The 15,790-nt window shown below is 69.5% G+C and carries 19 protein-coding genes and 1 pseudogene; 12 read left to right on the top strand and 8 right to left on the bottom strand.

Annotated elements, in window-relative coordinates:
- Positions 1-63 precede the first annotated feature (63 nt).
- Positions 64-1,230, top strand: a pseudogene (locus tag AB0H83_RS31740) (MFS transporter); the annotation flags it as partial.
- An 88-nt stretch (positions 1,231-1,318) separates the two neighbouring features.
- Here the strand turns inward: AB0H83_RS31740 and AB0H83_RS31745 are convergent.
- The 3 genes from AB0H83_RS31745 to AB0H83_RS31755 form a co-directional block, all read right to left on the bottom strand.
- On the bottom strand, positions 1,319-1,843 hold the full coding sequence (locus AB0H83_RS31745) for a class I SAM-dependent methyltransferase (RefSeq protein WP_360101443.1): 525 nt from the start codon (positions 1,841-1,843) through the stop codon (positions 1,319-1,321).
- Between the two features lie 107 nt (positions 1,844-1,950).
- On the bottom strand, positions 1,951-2,430 hold the full coding sequence (locus tag AB0H83_RS31750; protein WP_360101406.1) for a hemerythrin domain-containing protein: 480 nt from the start codon (positions 2,428-2,430) through the stop codon (positions 1,951-1,953).
- An 87-nt stretch (positions 2,431-2,517) separates the two neighbouring features.
- Positions 2,518-2,820 carry a helix-turn-helix transcriptional regulator gene (locus AB0H83_RS31755; protein ID WP_360101407.1) on the bottom strand — a complete coding sequence of 101 codons (303 nt, stop codon included), beginning with the start codon at positions 2,818-2,820 and terminating at the stop codon, positions 2,518-2,520.
- Positions 2,821-2,886: 66 nt separating this feature from the next.
- Here AB0H83_RS31755 and map point away from each other — a divergent pair, with 66 nt between their 5' ends.
- The 3 genes from map to AB0H83_RS31770 all read left to right on the top strand — a co-directional run bounded on the left by map (position 2,887) and on the right by AB0H83_RS31770 (position 4,987).
- Positions 2,887-3,675 carry a type I methionyl aminopeptidase gene (gene map / locus AB0H83_RS31760; protein WP_360101409.1) on the top strand — a complete coding sequence of 263 codons (789 nt, stop codon included), beginning with the start codon at positions 2,887-2,889 and terminating at the stop codon, positions 3,673-3,675.
- Between the two features lie 76 nt (positions 3,676-3,751).
- A complete protein-coding gene (locus AB0H83_RS31765; RefSeq protein ID WP_360101411.1) occupies positions 3,752-4,486 on the top strand; it encodes a helix-turn-helix transcriptional regulator in 735 nt (244 codons plus the stop codon).
- A 42-nt stretch (positions 4,487-4,528) separates the two neighbouring features.
- Positions 4,529-4,987, top strand: a complete 459-nt coding sequence (locus tag AB0H83_RS31770; protein WP_360101413.1) for a hypothetical protein — start codon at positions 4,529-4,531, stop codon at positions 4,985-4,987.
- 129 nt (positions 4,988-5,116) lie between these two features.
- Here AB0H83_RS31770 and AB0H83_RS31775 read toward each other — a convergent pair whose 3' ends face one another.
- A complete protein-coding gene (locus AB0H83_RS31775) occupies positions 5,117-6,034 on the bottom strand; it encodes an NADP-dependent oxidoreductase (RefSeq protein WP_360101415.1) in 918 nt (305 codons plus the stop codon).
- A 242-nt stretch (positions 6,035-6,276) separates the two neighbouring features.
- On the bottom strand, positions 6,277-7,059 hold the full coding sequence (locus AB0H83_RS31780; RefSeq protein WP_360101417.1) for an SDR family oxidoreductase: 783 nt from the start codon (positions 7,057-7,059) through the stop codon (positions 6,277-6,279).
- Between the two features lie 86 nt (positions 7,060-7,145).
- On the opposite strand from AB0H83_RS31780, the gene AB0H83_RS31785 reads away from it, so the two are divergent.
- Positions 7,146-8,003 (top strand): helix-turn-helix transcriptional regulator, encoded by an 858-nt coding sequence (locus tag AB0H83_RS31785; protein WP_360101419.1) that lies wholly within the window; start codon positions 7,146-7,148, stop codon positions 8,001-8,003.
- Between the two features lie 399 nt (positions 8,004-8,402).
- On the opposite strand, the gene AB0H83_RS31790 is transcribed toward AB0H83_RS31785, so the two are convergent.
- Complete coding sequence (locus tag AB0H83_RS31790) at positions 8,403-8,990, bottom strand: XRE family transcriptional regulator (RefSeq protein ID WP_360101421.1); 588 nt, start codon at positions 8,988-8,990, stop codon at positions 8,403-8,405.
- 292 nt (positions 8,991-9,282) lie between these two features.
- Here AB0H83_RS31790 and AB0H83_RS31795 point away from each other — a divergent pair, with 292 nt between their 5' ends.
- The 5 genes from AB0H83_RS31795 to AB0H83_RS31815 all read left to right on the top strand — a co-directional run bounded on the left by AB0H83_RS31795 (position 9,283) and on the right by AB0H83_RS31815 (position 12,406).
- Positions 9,283-10,134 (top strand): alpha/beta hydrolase, encoded by an 852-nt coding sequence (locus tag AB0H83_RS31795; protein ID WP_360101423.1) that lies wholly within the window; start codon positions 9,283-9,285, stop codon positions 10,132-10,134.
- Positions 10,131-10,763: a class I SAM-dependent methyltransferase gene (locus tag AB0H83_RS31800; protein WP_360101425.1), complete on the top strand. Its 633-nt coding sequence runs from the start codon at positions 10,131-10,133 to the stop codon at positions 10,761-10,763. Before AB0H83_RS31795 ends, AB0H83_RS31800 begins: the two co-directional genes overlap by 4 nt.
- The gene (locus AB0H83_RS31805; RefSeq protein WP_360101427.1) at positions 10,763-11,263 is read left to right on the top strand and encodes a DinB family protein; all 501 of its coding nucleotides are present in this window, start codon (positions 10,763-10,765) and stop codon (positions 11,261-11,263) included. The genes AB0H83_RS31800 and AB0H83_RS31805 overlap by 1 nt, the downstream gene beginning before the upstream one ends.
- A gap of 360 nt (positions 11,264-11,623) precedes the next feature.
- Positions 11,624-11,854 carry a hypothetical protein gene (locus AB0H83_RS31810; RefSeq protein ID WP_360101429.1) on the top strand — a complete coding sequence of 77 codons (231 nt, stop codon included), beginning with the start codon at positions 11,624-11,626 and terminating at the stop codon, positions 11,852-11,854.
- Positions 11,855-11,890: 36 nt separating this feature from the next.
- Complete coding sequence (locus tag AB0H83_RS31815; RefSeq protein WP_360101431.1) at positions 11,891-12,406, top strand: hypothetical protein; 516 nt, start codon at positions 11,891-11,893, stop codon at positions 12,404-12,406.
- A 219-nt stretch (positions 12,407-12,625) separates the two neighbouring features.
- Here AB0H83_RS31815 and AB0H83_RS31820 read toward each other — a convergent pair whose 3' ends face one another.
- On the bottom strand, positions 12,626-13,057 hold the full coding sequence (locus AB0H83_RS31820) for a DUF4259 domain-containing protein (RefSeq protein WP_360101433.1): 432 nt from the start codon (positions 13,055-13,057) through the stop codon (positions 12,626-12,628).
- 466 nt (positions 13,058-13,523) lie between these two features.
- Here AB0H83_RS31820 and AB0H83_RS31825 point away from each other — a divergent pair, with 466 nt between their 5' ends.
- The gene (locus AB0H83_RS31825) at positions 13,524-13,700 is read left to right on the top strand and encodes a hypothetical protein (RefSeq protein ID WP_360101435.1); all 177 of its coding nucleotides are present in this window, start codon (positions 13,524-13,526) and stop codon (positions 13,698-13,700) included.
- Positions 13,701-13,970: 270 nt separating this feature from the next.
- Here the strand turns inward: AB0H83_RS31825 and AB0H83_RS31830 are convergent, their stop codons facing one another.
- Positions 13,971-14,516: a DUF3515 family protein gene (locus AB0H83_RS31830; RefSeq protein WP_360101437.1), complete on the bottom strand. Its 546-nt coding sequence runs from the start codon at positions 14,514-14,516 to the stop codon at positions 13,971-13,973.
- Positions 14,517-15,332: 816 nt separating this feature from the next.
- Between AB0H83_RS31830 and AB0H83_RS31835 the strand changes: the two genes are divergently transcribed.
- Positions 15,333-15,590: a hypothetical protein gene (locus AB0H83_RS31835; RefSeq protein WP_360101439.1), complete on the top strand. Its 258-nt coding sequence runs from the start codon at positions 15,333-15,335 to the stop codon at positions 15,588-15,590.
- Positions 15,591-15,790 lie beyond the last annotated feature (200 nt).

The following is a 15,790-nucleotide window of genomic DNA, read 5'->3' on the forward strand; positions in this document are numbered from 1 at the left end:
GTCACTGGCAAATCTGGGCATAAGGGAAACCACGATTCGGACCGAGCTCTCCGAGGGACCGCGATGACGACAGCAGCGACACCGGCCCGCCCGGGCGCCACCCGCAACCTGGTCGTGGCGACCGTCGGCTTCACCGTGAACTTCTGGGCGTGGGCGCTGCTCGGGCCGCTCGCCCCGGGCGTCAAGGAGCGCCTCCACCTGAGCTTCGCCGCGCAGTCGCTGCTGGTCGCCGTGCCGGTGCTGGTCGGCTCGCTCGGCCGGATCCCGGTCGGCGCGCTCACCGACCGCTACGGCGCCCGCCTCATGTTCCCACTGGTCAGCCTGGCCACGATCGTACCGGTGCTGACACTGACCGTCGTGTCGGCGTACCCGGCACTGATCATCACCGGGTTCTTCCTCGGCCTCGGCGGCACCACGTTCGCCGTCGGCGTGCCGCTCGTGTCGGGCTGGTACCCGCCGCAGCGCAAAGGCTTCGCCCTCGGCGTGTTCGGCATCGGCATGGGCGGCACCGCCATCGCGAACTTCACCACGGTGCGACTCGCGGACAACTACGGCCAGGACGCCCCGTTCCTGCTGGTGGCCGCGGTGCTGGGGGGGTACGCCGTCGCCGCGTTCCTGCTCATCCGCGACGCGCCGGACCGGCAGCGGCCGGCGGGGTCGGCGTGGGCCCGCACCGCCGGCGTCGGCCGGCTCGCCGTGACCTGGCAGCTGTGCTTCCTCTACGCGGTCGGTTTCGGCGGGTTCGTCGCGTTCAGCGTGTACCTGCCGGCGTACCTCAAGACCGCGTACGGGCTGAGCGCCGACGACGCCGCGCTGCGCACCGCCGGGTTCGTCATCCTCGCCGTCATCGCCCGCCCGACCGGCGGCTGGCTCTCCGACCGGTTCCATCCGGTGCCCGTGCTCGTGTGGTGCTTCACCGGCACGGCCCTGTTCGCCGTCGTCCAGGCGTTCCAGCCGCCGCTGGTCCCGGTCGCCATCATCATGTTCCTGGGTATGGCGGCCCTGCTCGGCGCGGCCAGCGGCGCGGTGTTCGCCCTCGTCGGCAAGGTCGCCCCGGCCGACCAGGTCGGCACCGTCACCGGCGTGGTCGGCGCCGCGGGCGGCCTCGGCGGCTTCGTGCCGCCGCTGGTGATGGGCTGGGTGTACGGCGTGGAGGGCTCGTACGCGATCGGCCTCATGCTGCTGTCGGACGTGGCGCTCGCCGCGGCCGTCTACACCGGGTTGAAGATGAGCGGCCTCGCCCGCCGCGGCGCGACCGGGGCGCCGGCCGGCCGCGCGCCGCGGCCCGCAGCTGACGCCTTCCGGCCCCGCGGCCGGTCTATGCCTGGCGCAGGATCGCCACGAGAAAATCGGCGCCGGGGGTGAACGGGCGCAGGTCCCAGGTGGACAGCAGCACGTCCGGCACGAGCCCGGCCGTCTCGGCGTCGGCGAGGAAGGTGTCGAAGTCGTAGCCGCGGCCGGCGCCGAACCCGGTCACGACCCGGCCCGCGCCGCGCAGGTGCGCCCGCATCCGGCGCAGCACCTCGCGGCGGGTGTCCTCGGCGAGGAACGTCATCACGTTGCCGGCGCACACCACGACGTCGAAGCCCTCGGCGATGCCCTGCGCGGGCAGGTCCAGCTCGGCCAGGTCCCCGACCAGCCAGCGCGGCCCGGGGTGGTCCTGCCGGGCCTCCGCGACCAGCAGCGGGTCGAGGTCGACGCCGACCACGTCGTGCCCGGCCGCGGCGATCAGGCCGCCGACCCGGCCGGTGCCGCAGCCGGCGTCCAGCACCCGCGACCCGCGCGGCAGCATGGCGTCGATCATGCGGGCCTCGCCGCCCAGGTCGGCGCCGGAGGCCGCCATCGTCCGGAACCGTTCGATGTACCACTGGGAGTGGTGCGGGTTCGCCTCGATCGACGCCAGCCAGCCGTTGCGGTCCGCCACGCGTGGTCCCTCCCTGCTCATCCGGCTCATCGGGGCGCCACCGCGGCCGGCAGCAGCGTGCCGACCCGGGCGCGCACCGCCTCCACGGCGTCCCAGTCCGCGGCGCTCAGGTCGATCAGCGCGGCGGGGAACACCCCGTCCTGCTCCTTCAGTATGTGATCCCGCAGCATGTTCAGGGCCGCGAGGAGCCGCTGCGGCCATCCCGGGTCGTCCGGTGTACCGGCGGCGGCCTCGCCCAGCACCGCCTCGATCCGCCGGTGCTCGGCTTCCAGCGCCGCGACCTGCTCCGGGAACTCGCCGGCCAGGGCGGGGAACAGCCCGTGCTCCTCGACCTCGGTGTGCGGGCCCAGCACCGCGGCGATCCGCCGGGCCACGGCCGCCATACCGGCGGCGCTCCCGCCGTCGTGCGCCCGGCGGACCTCGCCGATCAGGTTCACGACCGCGTCGTGCTCCCTGGTCAGCTCGTCGATGACGGCCACCGACTGGCAGCCGCAGTACTCACACATGCCTCCAGCGTCGTGCGGTGCGGGCGCCTCGACCAGGGACTTTGGTCCCGACCTGGCAGTGGCGCCGGCCACCGCGACGGTGTGCGGCTAGGACGCCAGCCGCTGGCTCGGGTGGTGGACCGACCGCACGAGCGCGGCCGTGCCCTCGGGCTCGTTGATCTGCGACCACACCTCGTCGAGGGAGAGGTCGAGGACGTCGGCGATCGCCGCGATGGTCGAGAACGCGGGGGTCGCCACCCGGCCGGACTCGATCTTCCGGAGCGTCTCCGGCGACACGCCGGCGTCCAGCGCGATGCTGAGCATGGACCTGGTCCCCCTGGCACGTCGCAGGAGGGCGCCGAGGCGCTGTCCCCGTTCGACCTCTGCGGGACTGAGCGGCAGTCTGACCATAGCTGCGATTCTAATACCGGGATAACATGGCCGGGATACTTATTGGTACCGCGAGGAAGACGCCGCATGATCGAGATCATGAACCCGACCCAGCTGCTGCGCGCGAAGGACACCGGCGCCCTGGTCGCCGACATCCTGCAGACACTGCAGCAGCGCAGCACCGTCGGCACGAACCTGCTGGACATCGACCGGTGGGCCCACACCATGATCGTCGAGGCCGGGGCACTGTCCTGCTACGTCGACTATGCGCCGTCCTTCGGCCGCGGCCCGTTCGGCCACTACATCTGCACGTCGGTCAACGACGCCGTGCTGCACGGCCGCCCGCACGACTACCCGCTCGCCGACGGCGACCTGCTGTCGCTGGACCTCGCCGTCTCCCTGGGCGGCGTGGTCGCCGACTCCGCGATCAGCTTCGTCGTCGGCGAGGCCCGGCCCGCGGAGAGCCTCGCGATGATCGACGCCACCGAACGCGCGCTGCGCGCCGGGATCGCCGCGGCCGGCCCCGGCGCCCGCATCGGCGACATCTCCCACGCCATCGGCACGGTCCTCACCGCCGCCGGCTACCCGGTCAACACCGAGTTCGGCGGTCACGGCGTCGGCACCACCATGCACCAGGACCCGCACGTGTCCAACACCGGCCGGCCCGGACGCGGGTACACGCTGCGCCCGGGACTGCTGCTGGCCCTGGAGCCCTGGGTCATGGCCGACACCGCCAAGCTCGTCACCGACGCCGACGGCTGGACGCTGCGCAGCGCGACGGGCTGCCGCACGGCGCACAGCGAGCACACCATTGCCATCACCACCGACGGCGCCGAGATCCTCACCCTGCCCAGTCACGCCCGCCCGGCGGCCTGACGCGGGTGCCTGTACCGCGCGACCGGTACCATCCGAGGGACCACAGCCGCGTCGGTCCCAGGGACGGTCCTGTCACGTGTTGCAGCAGCCGGAATTCGGCCGGCGGCTTCGCCAGCTGCGGATGGAGCGGGGCAGGTCGCAGGCGGAGCTGGTCGGGCTGGGCATGTCGGCGGCCTACCTGTCCCGCCTGGAGTCCGGGGCGCGCGAGCCGACGCCACGGGCCGTGGAGTACCTGGCCGAGGCCCTCGGCGTGCCCGTCGAGGCGTTCGAGGACCTGGCCGGGCCCAACCTCGCCGACGTGCTCGGCATGGTCTTCACCACCAGCGACGCGACCCGCGCCGCCGAGGCCCGCGACCTGCTCACCGCCGCGCTGGACGGCACCCCCGGCGCGGACGCCACGACCCGCTGGCTGGCCCTGTCGGAGCTGGCCCGGCTGTACAACGTCCTCGGCGAGCACGAACGGGAGCGCGACACGCTCGTGCAGGCATGCGCGATCAGCGACGAGCTGAAGCGCCCCGCGCTGCAGGCACAGGCCCGGCTGCAACTGGCCCGCTGCTACCGCCACCTCGGCGACGCGGCGGCGACCCGCGACACCGTCCGCGAGGCGCTGCGGCTCGGCGAGCGGCACCAGTTCATGGTCCCGCCGTCGGACCTCACCCGGGCCCGGCTGATGCTCGTCTCCGCGGAGGCCGAGCTCGGCGACATCGCCGAGGCGGCCCGCCTGTCCGCGCAGGTGTGCGACAGCCTCACCACCGACCGGGGCGCCCTCGCCGCCGAGGCGTACTGGACAGCGGCGACCGTCGCGACCTGACAGCGCGACTACCCGCGGGCCGGAGCGCTCATCGATGCCGCGATGGCCGCGATCGACGCCCGCGACGACATGGTGCTGTGGATCCGCATCCGGCTCGCCGCGATCTCCCTGTCGCTGCAGGCGTCACCGTCCCGGGTCGACGAGGCACAGTCGCTGCTCGACGCGGTCGCACCGGCCCTCGCGCTGGTCGGCACCGCCCGCAACCGGCAGGAGCACCTGTACCTGCAGGCGCAGCTGGCGTACCACCGCGGCGAGCTGGACCGGGCGGCGCTGCTGGCCAAGGAGGCCCTCGCCGCGACGAGCCTGATGGCGTTCCGGGACCAGGTGATGCTGGAGGCCCTCGACGGGCGCATCGCCATGCGCCTCGGCGAGCGCGACGCCCTGACCCGGCTCACCGCGCTCGCCGAACGGGTGACGGCGATGAACATGCCGGAGGTCGCCGCCGACATCTGGCGGGCGATCGCCATGACCGCCACCACCGACGGCCCCTCGTCCGGCTGAACCGCGGCGCGGTCGCCATGCCTGCCGTACATGCGCAGACGCGGTCGGCGGCGTGAGCCCGACCCGAGCAGCACAACCCGGTGGCCAGCTGTGTCCTGGCAAACAGGGATCCACCGGGTTGTACCGTGGTCATGGGCGAACGCTGATGATCGTCTTCCCCCTGCGTCGCTCGGTCGGGTTGAGGGCGGCGACGGCATCGTCGAGGGTTGCGACGTTGCCGATGTTTGTCCGCAGTCGTCGGTCCCGCACCCGCTGGACGACCTCACACAGTTGGGTGCGGTCGGACTCGACAACAAAGTCGATCGCCAGGCCGTCGGCCGGCCGCGCTTCGGGCGGTCCGACGACGGTCACCAATGTTCCTCCGGCGCGAACCAGGCCCGCGGACCGATTCTGGATGTCGCCGCCGATGACATCGAACACCAGATCGACGCGGCCGACGTCTTCCAGGACGTCGTTGTCGAGATCGACGAACTCCTGCGCGCCGAAGTCGAGCACCTTCTGACGGTCGGCAGCGCGCCCCGTGCCGATGACATACGCGCCCGCCTCACGCGCGAGTTGCGTCACCATCGTTCCGACGGCGCCGGCCGCGCCGTGCGCGAGGACACTCTGCCCCGCCTGAAGGCGGCCGTGCTCGAACAGCCCTTGCCACGCGGTCAGGCCCGAGATTGGCAGGCTCGCGCCCACCGTGAAGTCGACGTCTCCCGGCAGCGGCGCGAGGTTGCGTGCCTCGACGGCCACATACTCCGCCAGGGTGCCGTCACGATGCCAGTCCGTGAGGCCGAACACCCGCTGTCCCACCGACAGACCGGTCGTGCCGTACCCGAGAGCGGTGACCACTCCGGCCACCTCGTGCCCGGGGATCGACGGTGTTCGGTCACGGTCGACGCGATCGGTCCAGGTCGACGGCCACGCCATCTCAGTCGGGACGAACCCCGACGCATGCACCTCAACGACGACGTCGTTTATCGCCGCCGGCGGCTCGGGCCGCTCCACCAACGTCATCCCGGCCGTTCCCGCAGCCTGGTCCGTCACCACGATCGCCCTCATCCGACACCTGCCTTCGCCCACTCCTCGCCTGCACGGCAATTTCGGTTCACCAGTGTTGCTGGCACCAGACCTCGACGCGAGAACTGTCCGGACACGTAGATCGTGTCACCATGCCGCACGGCCTGTGCCGACCAGCCATGGTCACGCCCGGCGTTTCACCCAGATCGCGGACCAGTCCAATGCTGACTGCCGTCTCATCGGTTACGAAGCTGCAGGTCGAGGCGCCGGTCGCGACCTCTTTTCTAGGCGCCGGCGCCCCCGTCGACCGGCACGATCGCGCCGGTCACCATCGCGGCCCGGTCGCTGAGCAGCCAAGCGGCCACCTCGGCGACCTCACGCGGCTCGGCCATACGGCCCAGGGGCACCGCCGCGTTGATCCGTTCCTTCACGCCGGGCGACGCCGCCTCCCACGCGTCGATCATCTCGGTGGCGGTGCCACCCGGTGTGATGCCGTTGACCCGCACCCCTTGCCGCGCCCAGGTCACGGCGGCGGTCTCGGTGAGGCTGTTCAAGGCTCGCTTCATCGCCCCGTACGCCGGCAGCTCCGGATTCGCGCGGCGGCTGCCGATGCTCGACGTGTTCACGATCGCGCCGCCGCCGTGGCGGGTCATCAAAGCGAACTCGGCGTTCATCGCCGTCCAGTGCGCGCGGAAGTTCACCGCGAACTGCCGGTCGACGTCTTCGTCGCTGGTCGCGTCGAGTGGCCCGGGATGTTGGATCGCCGCGCCGTTGTTGAATGCTCCGTCGAGCCGGCCGTGCAACTCGGCCACCCGGTCGATGCCGGCGCGGATGCTCGTGCTGTCGGCGAGGTCCAGGGCGACCGCGTCGGCCACCCCGCCCTCGGCGCGGATCTGCTTGACGAGGCTGTTCAGGGCGTCGAGGCCACGCGAGGCGAGCACGACCGCGGCACCCTCCTGGGCGAACAGCCGGGCCGCGGCTGCGCCGATGCCGCGGCTCGCGCCGGTGATGAACACGACCTTGCCGCTCAGCAGGCCGATCGGGGTCGAAACGATGCCATTGGTCATGCGGTCAGCCTGGCTCGGTGCCGGCCCCGCATTCAGGTACAGCCGGTACCAGGATGGCCGGGACACGGACGGGCAGACTGGGAGGCATGGACAAGCAGGAACTCGGGGCGTTCCTCCGCAGCCGCCGCGAACGGCTCCACCCGCTCGACGTGGGCCTGCCTGCCGGGCCGCGGCGGCGGACCCCGGGCCTGCGCCGCGAGGAGGTCGCGGTCCTCGCCCACATCTCCACCGAGTACTACCTGCGCCTCGAACAGGGCCGGGCGCCACGCCCGTCGGCCCAGGTCCTGGCCGCCGTCGCCGGCGCGCTGCGGCTCACCGACGCCGAGTCCGGCCACCTGCACGTGCTCGCCGGCACCGCGCCAGCCCGTAGCGGGCTGCACCGCCGCGAGGTACGCCCGAGCATCCTCGCCCTGCTCGACCGGCTGCCGCAGACCGCCGCGTTCGTGACCTCCGCGATGTTCGAGGTGCTCGCCTGGAACGACCTGGCGGCCGCGCTGATGGAAGACTTCGGCACGCTCAGCGTCCGCGACCGTAACCTCGCCCGCCGGGCGTTCCTCGAATCGCCGCACGACGGCATGCCGCTGTACGGGATCTCCGACGCCACAGAGTTCCGCCACCACGTCGTGCAGAAGCTGCGCGCCACCGCAGCGCGCTACCCGCATGACCCACTGGTGATCGAACTGGTCGACGACCTGCGCCAGGGCAGCCGCGAGTTCGCGCGGTTGTGGGACCGCTACGACGTGCAGGCCGCGCCGATACTCACCAAAACCTTCCACCATCCGGTCGTCGGCGAGATCACCGTCAACTGCGACGCACTCACCCTCGACGACAGCGACCAGCACCTCGTGCTGTACAGCGCACCCCCGGGTTCACGCGATGCGCAGGCGCTGGCCCTGCTCAACGTGATCGGCGCCGACTACGCGGCCGCACGCGACCCACGCTAACCAGCGTCGCCGACTCCGCTCCGGTGACGACGACCGTATGGTCGCGCGCCCGCGCCGCGCCGACCCTCAAGATCACTTCACCCTAACGGGACAGGAACGGGATCCCCGGCGGCGTGCCGCACTGCGCGCTCCCGTATTGCCGGGAAGTCGATCGCCGCCTTGGCGGCCGCGTAGGCGACCCGCCACCGACCAGGGAGTAGGCGGTAGAGGCCACGCGGCAGGAGCGGAAACGCAGCGGCGTGGGCCGGCTCCCACTGGACGGACTACTCACAACGGGCGACCTCGTGTCGCACAGACCGGCGGCAGAAGTACGCGCGTGATCTCGCATCCGGACCGGTGGAGCAGCGCGGGTGATCGTCATGCCCGGCTTGGACGAAGGGCGCCCCAAGGCTGGTTCGTTCAGTTGGGCAATGTCGGGGAGGGCGATAGGTGAGCGCGTTCGCCTTGGGCGCCGAAGAGGGTGAGCAGTTCCGCGGGCTGGGCGCCAGCACTGCTGATCTGGTGCGGTGTGCGGGTGTCGAACTCCGCGGCTTCGCCGGGGCCGAGCCGGTATTCCTGGTCGCCGAGAATGAGTCGGGCATGTCCGTTGAGCACGTAGAACCATTCGTACCCGTCGTGGGTCTGCAGTGTCGTCGTGGCTGCTGTTCCGGTCGGCGGGTAGATGACTTTATAGGCTTGGATGCCTCCGGGGCGTCTGGTCAGCGGCACGACCGTGAAGCCGGATCGCCGTATGGGGCGCAGGTGGATGCGGGGATCGCCGGTGGGTGGCGCCGCGACCAGATCATCGAGCGGGACGCTGTACGCCCGTGCCAGCGGAAGCAGCTGCTCCAGCGTCGGGCGCAGCTTGCCGTTCTCGAGACGCGACAGCGTGCTCGCGGTCAGGCCGGTTTCGGCCGCCAGGGTGGCAAGCGAGATGTTCCGTGCCTGACGCAGCGCATGCAGGCGGGGGCCGACCCCGGCAAGGACGTCTTTCGGAGTGGCACTCATGGACCCATGATGCGGATCCGCAATATTTCTAGCAAGTAGGCAATGTTGCTGGTCATGCTGTCGGCGGAGGTAATCACCGATGCTCACATCAGCAGCAACTTCGAGAACCGCGGCGCGGTGGTCGCGCTGCCTGGCAGCCGTCGCGGCCGCGCTCGTCCTGACGACAGCATGCTCGGCCGCCGGCGGGCAGGCGCGGAACGCGGCGTCGGGCCAGGCGACTGCGGTCGCCTCGGCCGGCTACGACTCGGCTACCCGAGGCGACGCTGGGTTCAACCGAACGTTCCGGCACGAGATGGCCGACGTCAACGGCGTACAGATGCACTACGTTACCGGCGGGACCGGCGAGCCGCTCGTCCTGCTGCACGGCTGGCCGCAGTCGTGGTACGCGTGGCGTGGGATCATGCCGGCGCTTGCCGAGAGATACACGGTGTACGCGCTGGATCTGCCTGGACTCGGCGACAGCGTGGGTACGCCAGCCAGTTACGACAAGGCCACCCTGGCCCGTTACATGCACGGGCTGCTTGCCGGCAAGCTCGGCCTGCGGAAGATCAACCTGATCGGGCACGATCTCGGCGCCGGCGTCGGGTTCCAGTACGCCGCACAGTTCCCGAACGAGGTCGTCAAGTACGCCCACCTGGACTATCCGCTGCCCGGCCCGGCGCTCAGCGCGAACAGATACCGCCATGTGAGCTGGCACATGGCGTTTCACAGCCAAGACGGGTTCCCCGAGATGCTGGTCGACGACGATGTACGGGACTATCTCGCACTCTTTTACGGGTACGTCGCCTACGGCGGGACCGGCTTCGGCGGGCCGGGCGCGAAGGCTCCGTTCACCGAGCAGCAGATGGACGAGTACGCCCGCACGTACCAGCGCCCGCAGGTACTGGCCGGCGGCTTCGAGCTCTACCGCACCCTGGACCAGGACGAGCGGGACAACGTCGCCGCGAAGCCGATCACCATGCCGACGATGCTTTTGACGGCCGAAGGTACGCTCGACTTCACCCGCTCGACGGTCCACCCCCTCATGTCCAACCTCACCCGTGCCGTCGAGGTGCCCAAGTCCGGCCACTGGCTACCCGAGCAGAACCCGGAGTTCGTCACCGCCGAGCTGGTGAAGTTCTTCGGGAGCGGGGCGGGTCGATGACCGAAGCTCTCGATGCTGAGTCGTTCTGGGAACAGCACTACCGCGCCCGACGCGGCGGCGGGCACGCCAACCCGCTGCTGCAAGAGACGGCCGAGACGCTATATCCCGGCGACGCGCTGGACCTGGGATGCGGTGCCGGCGGCGACACCATCTGGCTCGCCCGGCGCGGCTGGCGGGTCACCGCCGCGGACATCTCCCGAACCGCCGTCGAACGGGTGTGTGCACGATCCCAGCAACTCGGCATCGATGATCGGGTGATCGGCGAACAGCACGACCTGGCCCGAAGTTTTCCGAATGGGGACTTCGACCTGATCTCCGCACAGTACTTCCACACCCCCTATGCGTTGGATCGTGCGAGGGTATTGCGTACCGCGGCGCACGCGTTGCGCCCCGGCGGCCTGCTCCTGATCGTCGACCACGGATCTACCGCACCCTGGTCTTGGAACAAGGACCCGGACACGCATTACCCCTCACCCGGCGAGATCGCCGCCGAGCTCGACCTCGACCCCGAGCAGTGGGCCGTTCTGCGCGCCGACATGCCGCGTCGCCGGGCCGGTGGACCTGGAGGCCAGACCGCCACCGTCACCGACAACGTGCTCCTCATCCAACGCCACGATCGGAGAAGCTGATGCCGCCCCCCGCCCGGAACAGGAAACGGAAGGACACCGGGCCCGCGTGGACCGCCCCCGACGAGAAGGCCACCCTGCTGGGATTTCTCGACTACCTGCGCAACGCGATCGCGGACAAAGTCGCCGACGTGCCGGAGCCAGCAGTCCGCACCGCCGGAGTGCCCTCCGGCACCAACCTCCTCGGGCTGATCAAACACCTGACCGCCGTCGAAAGGTTCTACTTCCTCGAAGAACCGATCAACAACATGAACCGCACCTTCCGGCCCACCCGCGACGAAACCGTCGAGGGCCTACTCGCCGACTATCGGGCAACCACTACACAAGCGAACCAGGTCATCGAAACCTGGACCGACCTGACTCAGCCAGCACCCCGGCCCCCGGGCCGCGCCCTGCCACCGTCCCAGCGATGGGTCCTGGTCCACATGATCGAAGAAACCGGGCGGCACGCCGGGCACGCCGACATCCTCCGCGAAAAGATCGACGGCTCCACCGGCCGCTGACAGCCACCGCAGCCGACTCACGACGGCCACCCGCACGGTCATCGGCTCCTTGACCGGACGCACTCAACTCGGCGTGTCCGCACGCCGAGCCAACGCGAGCGTCCATTCTGCGTCACGATCGAATCGCGGCCGATCCGGCGGACCGACGACGCAGCAGGCGCGCCACCCTTGGGCGGTCGCGACATCAGGTCTGTGCGAAGGTGCTGCGGTTCCTCGTGACGGCCCCGGTGCTGGGCTGCCGTAGGCGACTGTTGGAAACTGATGCATTGGTCCGGCCCGAGACCGGCACCGACTCCTACCGCCTCGCCCGCACCCGCACCGCCACGGAACACTCCACTGCCAGAGACTGACGAGACCCTCATGTCCACTCGCCAGCTCGATCACGACCAGCTGCAACTCCTGCTCGGAATCTGCTACGACTTCTTCAGGCATACCGGCCCAGCAGCTCGCAGCGAGGTCGACGCCCGCCTACGCGAGCGCGACATCACCGGCGGACCCGGCTGGCTGATCGACATGCTCGGCCTCACCCATCAACGCCTGCAAGACCACACCCAAGCCCACAACTCGGAGCCCTGCATCCGGCATGCCTGATGCAGGACACGACACACGACCAGCTATCGTCCGCGCGTGTCTCAGACAGATGCCGCCATCGCAGCGGACCTGATCCTCGCGGGCCTGGAGTTCGTCGAGCGTTTCACCGCAGAAGTCCATCCTCCGCTGCCGCCCAATCGCTCACCCGCGACCTGCCAGGCCGAGCATGGACGGTTCGACTCCGACCCTGACGAGTTCGTCGATGTCGACGCCCCAGACATGCCGGCGAAAGTCAACGCGGGCTGGTGGCGCATGGCCAACGAGTTCGAGCTCTTCGACGAACAGCGAGAGTTCCTCCTCGGCGTCGACTACCGCGACCCTGACGCCATCGATCCTGAGTACGCCTGGGTGCGCGTTCGGCTGGCCGAGACCTGGGACCTTGCCGCCAGCGGCTCAACCGCACTACGCAGCTTTCTCGGATCGCACTTCACCAGGCGATTCGTCCCTGAGTTCACCATGCTCTCCCTCGACCAACGGATGATCCTCAACACGACGGTCTGGGGTGACGCAACCGTCAGCACCATCGTCATCCGCCCCGACCGGATTACATGACCAACTGCGGTCACTTCTCACGACCATTGATCATAAATAGGCCCCGATCATGGTTCCCAAAGTCGCGACCATACGGTGCCCGCTATCACGACCGAAGCCAGGCGCATGAGCGGACGTGTGGAACGGCACTGTCCGTTGCCAGCGAACTATGTCCGTGTCAATGAAGGATGTCTGAGCAGCGGTCTCTGCCAGTCAACCGTGTCTCGCTGGAGGTGCCGGTCAGAGATCGAAGAGCGTTTCTTGTTGTGGTGGATCGAGGACGTTGCGCAGGTCGGAGATGGTTCGGCGCCATGCGGGGCCTTCGGATGTTGCGTCCCAGTCCTCGGCGAGCCAGGTCGGTGTCGTGATCACGCGGTCCAGGGCGTCGATGGCCAGCCTCCGGAGATAGGCCGGGAACTGCGGCATGGGCGTGGTCGGGCCGTAGCCGGAGGCGATTGGTGCGCCGCCTGGGCATTGTGCGGCGATCAGGGCAGCGGCGGCGACGGCCCGTGGGGCGTCCGAGAGTCGGGGATCGTCGTCCGCTGGGTTGGCGACACGGTCGAGAACGGCGCCGATCATCTCGATGCGAGCTTGCGTTGGCGCGTCGTCCAGTTCGTCGGCGAAGTCTGCGGCGTCGTCGTTGCCGAACGGCTCGACGTCCCAGGTGCCCATAGCTTCGCTGACCTCCCGAACTCCTGAAGTGATCTTTGCACTATGGATCGGTCGGTGCGGGAGGTGGCGGGGTCTCGGGCGTGAGTTCGGTGAGCCAGCGGTGATCGTATCCGAGTTGATCCCAGCGCGATTGCAGCCATCGTCGGTGCCGGATACCAGAGGTTCGCCACTGGTAGCGCAGGCCGTCGGCAAGGTTGGCGCGGCGGCTGGGGTCGAGCCAGAAACCCCGCACGGGGACAAAGTTCGCTGGCACGAGGGACACACCTCAATGGCAAAGGACAGGCACCATCTGCAACCGCAGTAGGGTTGGCAGGCGCGCCGGGCAAGGCGGATGGGAAAGTCCGTTACCAGCACCACTGCTGACTACCGCAAGGTATGAACCGGTTCGAGTCCGGTAGCCCGGCGCGCACGACCAGCATGAGCGACCGCCTTGTCCGCGGACCTGTGTGGCGCAACGATCATCGGCATGACGGACGAACAGCGACTCCAGCAGATGATCGATGAGCTCCGCCGTATGCGTGAACGGTGCGAGCCGAAGTCGAACCAGAACCCTCGTTACCTGCGCTACTCGAACGCTATCTCGGCGCTGCGTTGGGTTATCGATGACTTGGCGAAGGAACGGGCGTTTGACCCGAACCGTTGAGGTCGGCCTTCGAGGAGGACACCCGCTCGGATCGCGGCATGTCCGCGCAGCTGATCAAGCCGTGCCCGGCCGCTCCGCGCCTTGGCGTGGGAGGACAAATATCTTGACGTTGCCCGGAAGTTGTAGCGACATGCGGGACACGATGCGAGAGCGGCCTGCTGGCCGCTGCCGGCCTGACAACTGAGCGGCTGGCGACTCATCGAGGCCGACTTGCCCGTATGCAGCGCATTCTGGGCGTTCAGCGATGGGATGGGATCACCCCTTGTAGTGCTAGTAGCCGCTCACACCCGACTCTGCACGGCAACCATAGGGTAATGCTTCCGAGCGGGCCAGGATCTCCCGTACGGCGCCTGCAAGGCCTTCGATGTACTGGCCCTGAGACGAGTAGTGATTCGGCACGGAGACGCTGACGGCGATGTCGCGGTCGATGGTGGTCCAGGTCGTCGAGTTGCCCGCCGGTTGCGTTGCCCAGCACGTGCCGGAGACCAGATACACCAAATCTGTCCGATCCACGGCGCGCTTGGCCGCGTCGCAGCGCACGACTATCGGCGGTGCTCCGAACGCCGCGGCGAACCTGTCCTCTGGCGCGGCGACCGGACGGTGCGCCGCCTCGAGAAGGTTTGCCGGCAGGCGTCCGATCAGGGCCTGGCACTGCGAGGCCCGCTCGGGGGCGGGTGGCGCGAAGGACACCGGCCGCGGGGCCGCAGGGACTGGGCCGCTTTCACCCGCCGGTTGAGGGCGGCTCACCAGCCACAGCGTGACACCGGTGGCGATCGCCGCCGGCACGGCGACGGCGGTGGCGATCGCGTAGGGCAACCTGCTTGTGTGCTCCATGTACAGCCTTCCGGGCACCGGCGGTCAACGACAACGGCATCGTCGTGCACATCCCTGCACGTCCCGTCCAGGGATGTGCGGAAGTCTGGCATCGCGAGTCATCGTACGACCCGTCGGCGTTCGGTCGTCCGGGCCGAGACGGCGGCGTGCCGGCGCGAGGCCCGCGCGTCGGTGAGCGCGCCGATCCACGTGGACGGCCACATGTGGGGTACGGTGACCGCCTCGCCGCTGGGCGAGGCGGCAGCCGCGGGTGGTCCTGGCCACGGGCGAGGCTCGCCGGCGCGTCGAGCGCAACCTGCACGACGGCGTGCACCCGGCGATTCTTCCCGAAGGGCGGCCTGCGCCCGGCGTGAAGGCCGTCGCCCGCCGCTCCGACGCTGGCCGGCTGCAGCAGGTCCCCCGACAGGGCTGCCTGGTCACTCTTCGCGGCTTCCGCGAGGTACGGCCGGGTGATGGGACCTCGTTGCGTGGCTACGTAGTTGCGCGCTCGTCTGCGATTCGAGCGTTGCCGTCATGGCTCGGCTCTTGCTGGCGGGTCACGGCTGCCAGGTGCTGCAGGACGCGATGTCCGGCCGCGCAGGCCCGGTGCGTCCTCCCGGCCAATCCCGGCCAGCATCGCCCACGGATCATCCCTGGAAATTCGCTCCACCGGCAGGTTCCCAGACTGGACCAGCGCCAGCGCGAGCTCACGCTGCCCGTAGCCGGCCAGTCGGTCGGTCTGTGCCCAAGGTCAGACGCTGCTTCCGCGCGACCTCCAACAGCACATCCGGGTCTCCGATCGCGATAAAGAGCGTCGACATGCTCTGGGAGCAGCGCAGGGTTGCCCGCCATGGCGAGCAGAATCTGCTGGACCGACACAACACTCAAGGCGCCCTGTTCCAATCACGCATCCGCAGTCCGATCATCGTGATCGAGCACCCACCTCCCAACAACCCGAATCCGGAACCCACACACCATCGCCGTGCGCAGTCGTCGGCAGGACATAAGGGCTTGGTAGAAACGATCATCGGATACCTATCCGCTCAGCGGCATGAGCGCGCACGCGATCAGTTGTAGTTTCCTGCTGCGTCGACAGCGGGGGCCGGTCCGAGATCTCTCGATAGCAGGTCCCGTCGACGGCAGTATCACGGCGTGATGCTGCTGCGCGCGGGAGCCGCCATCTGTTCCGCCCCGGGTTAGATGGAGACATCGAAACCTGGAGGAACACCGGCAATGCCTGCACCGAAGAAGTACAACGATGAGCTGCGTGAGCGTGC

The organism is Dactylosporangium sp. NPDC050688, assembly GCF_040654515.1.
Lineage (GTDB): Bacteria > Actinomycetota > Actinomycetes > Mycobacteriales > Micromonosporaceae > Dactylosporangium.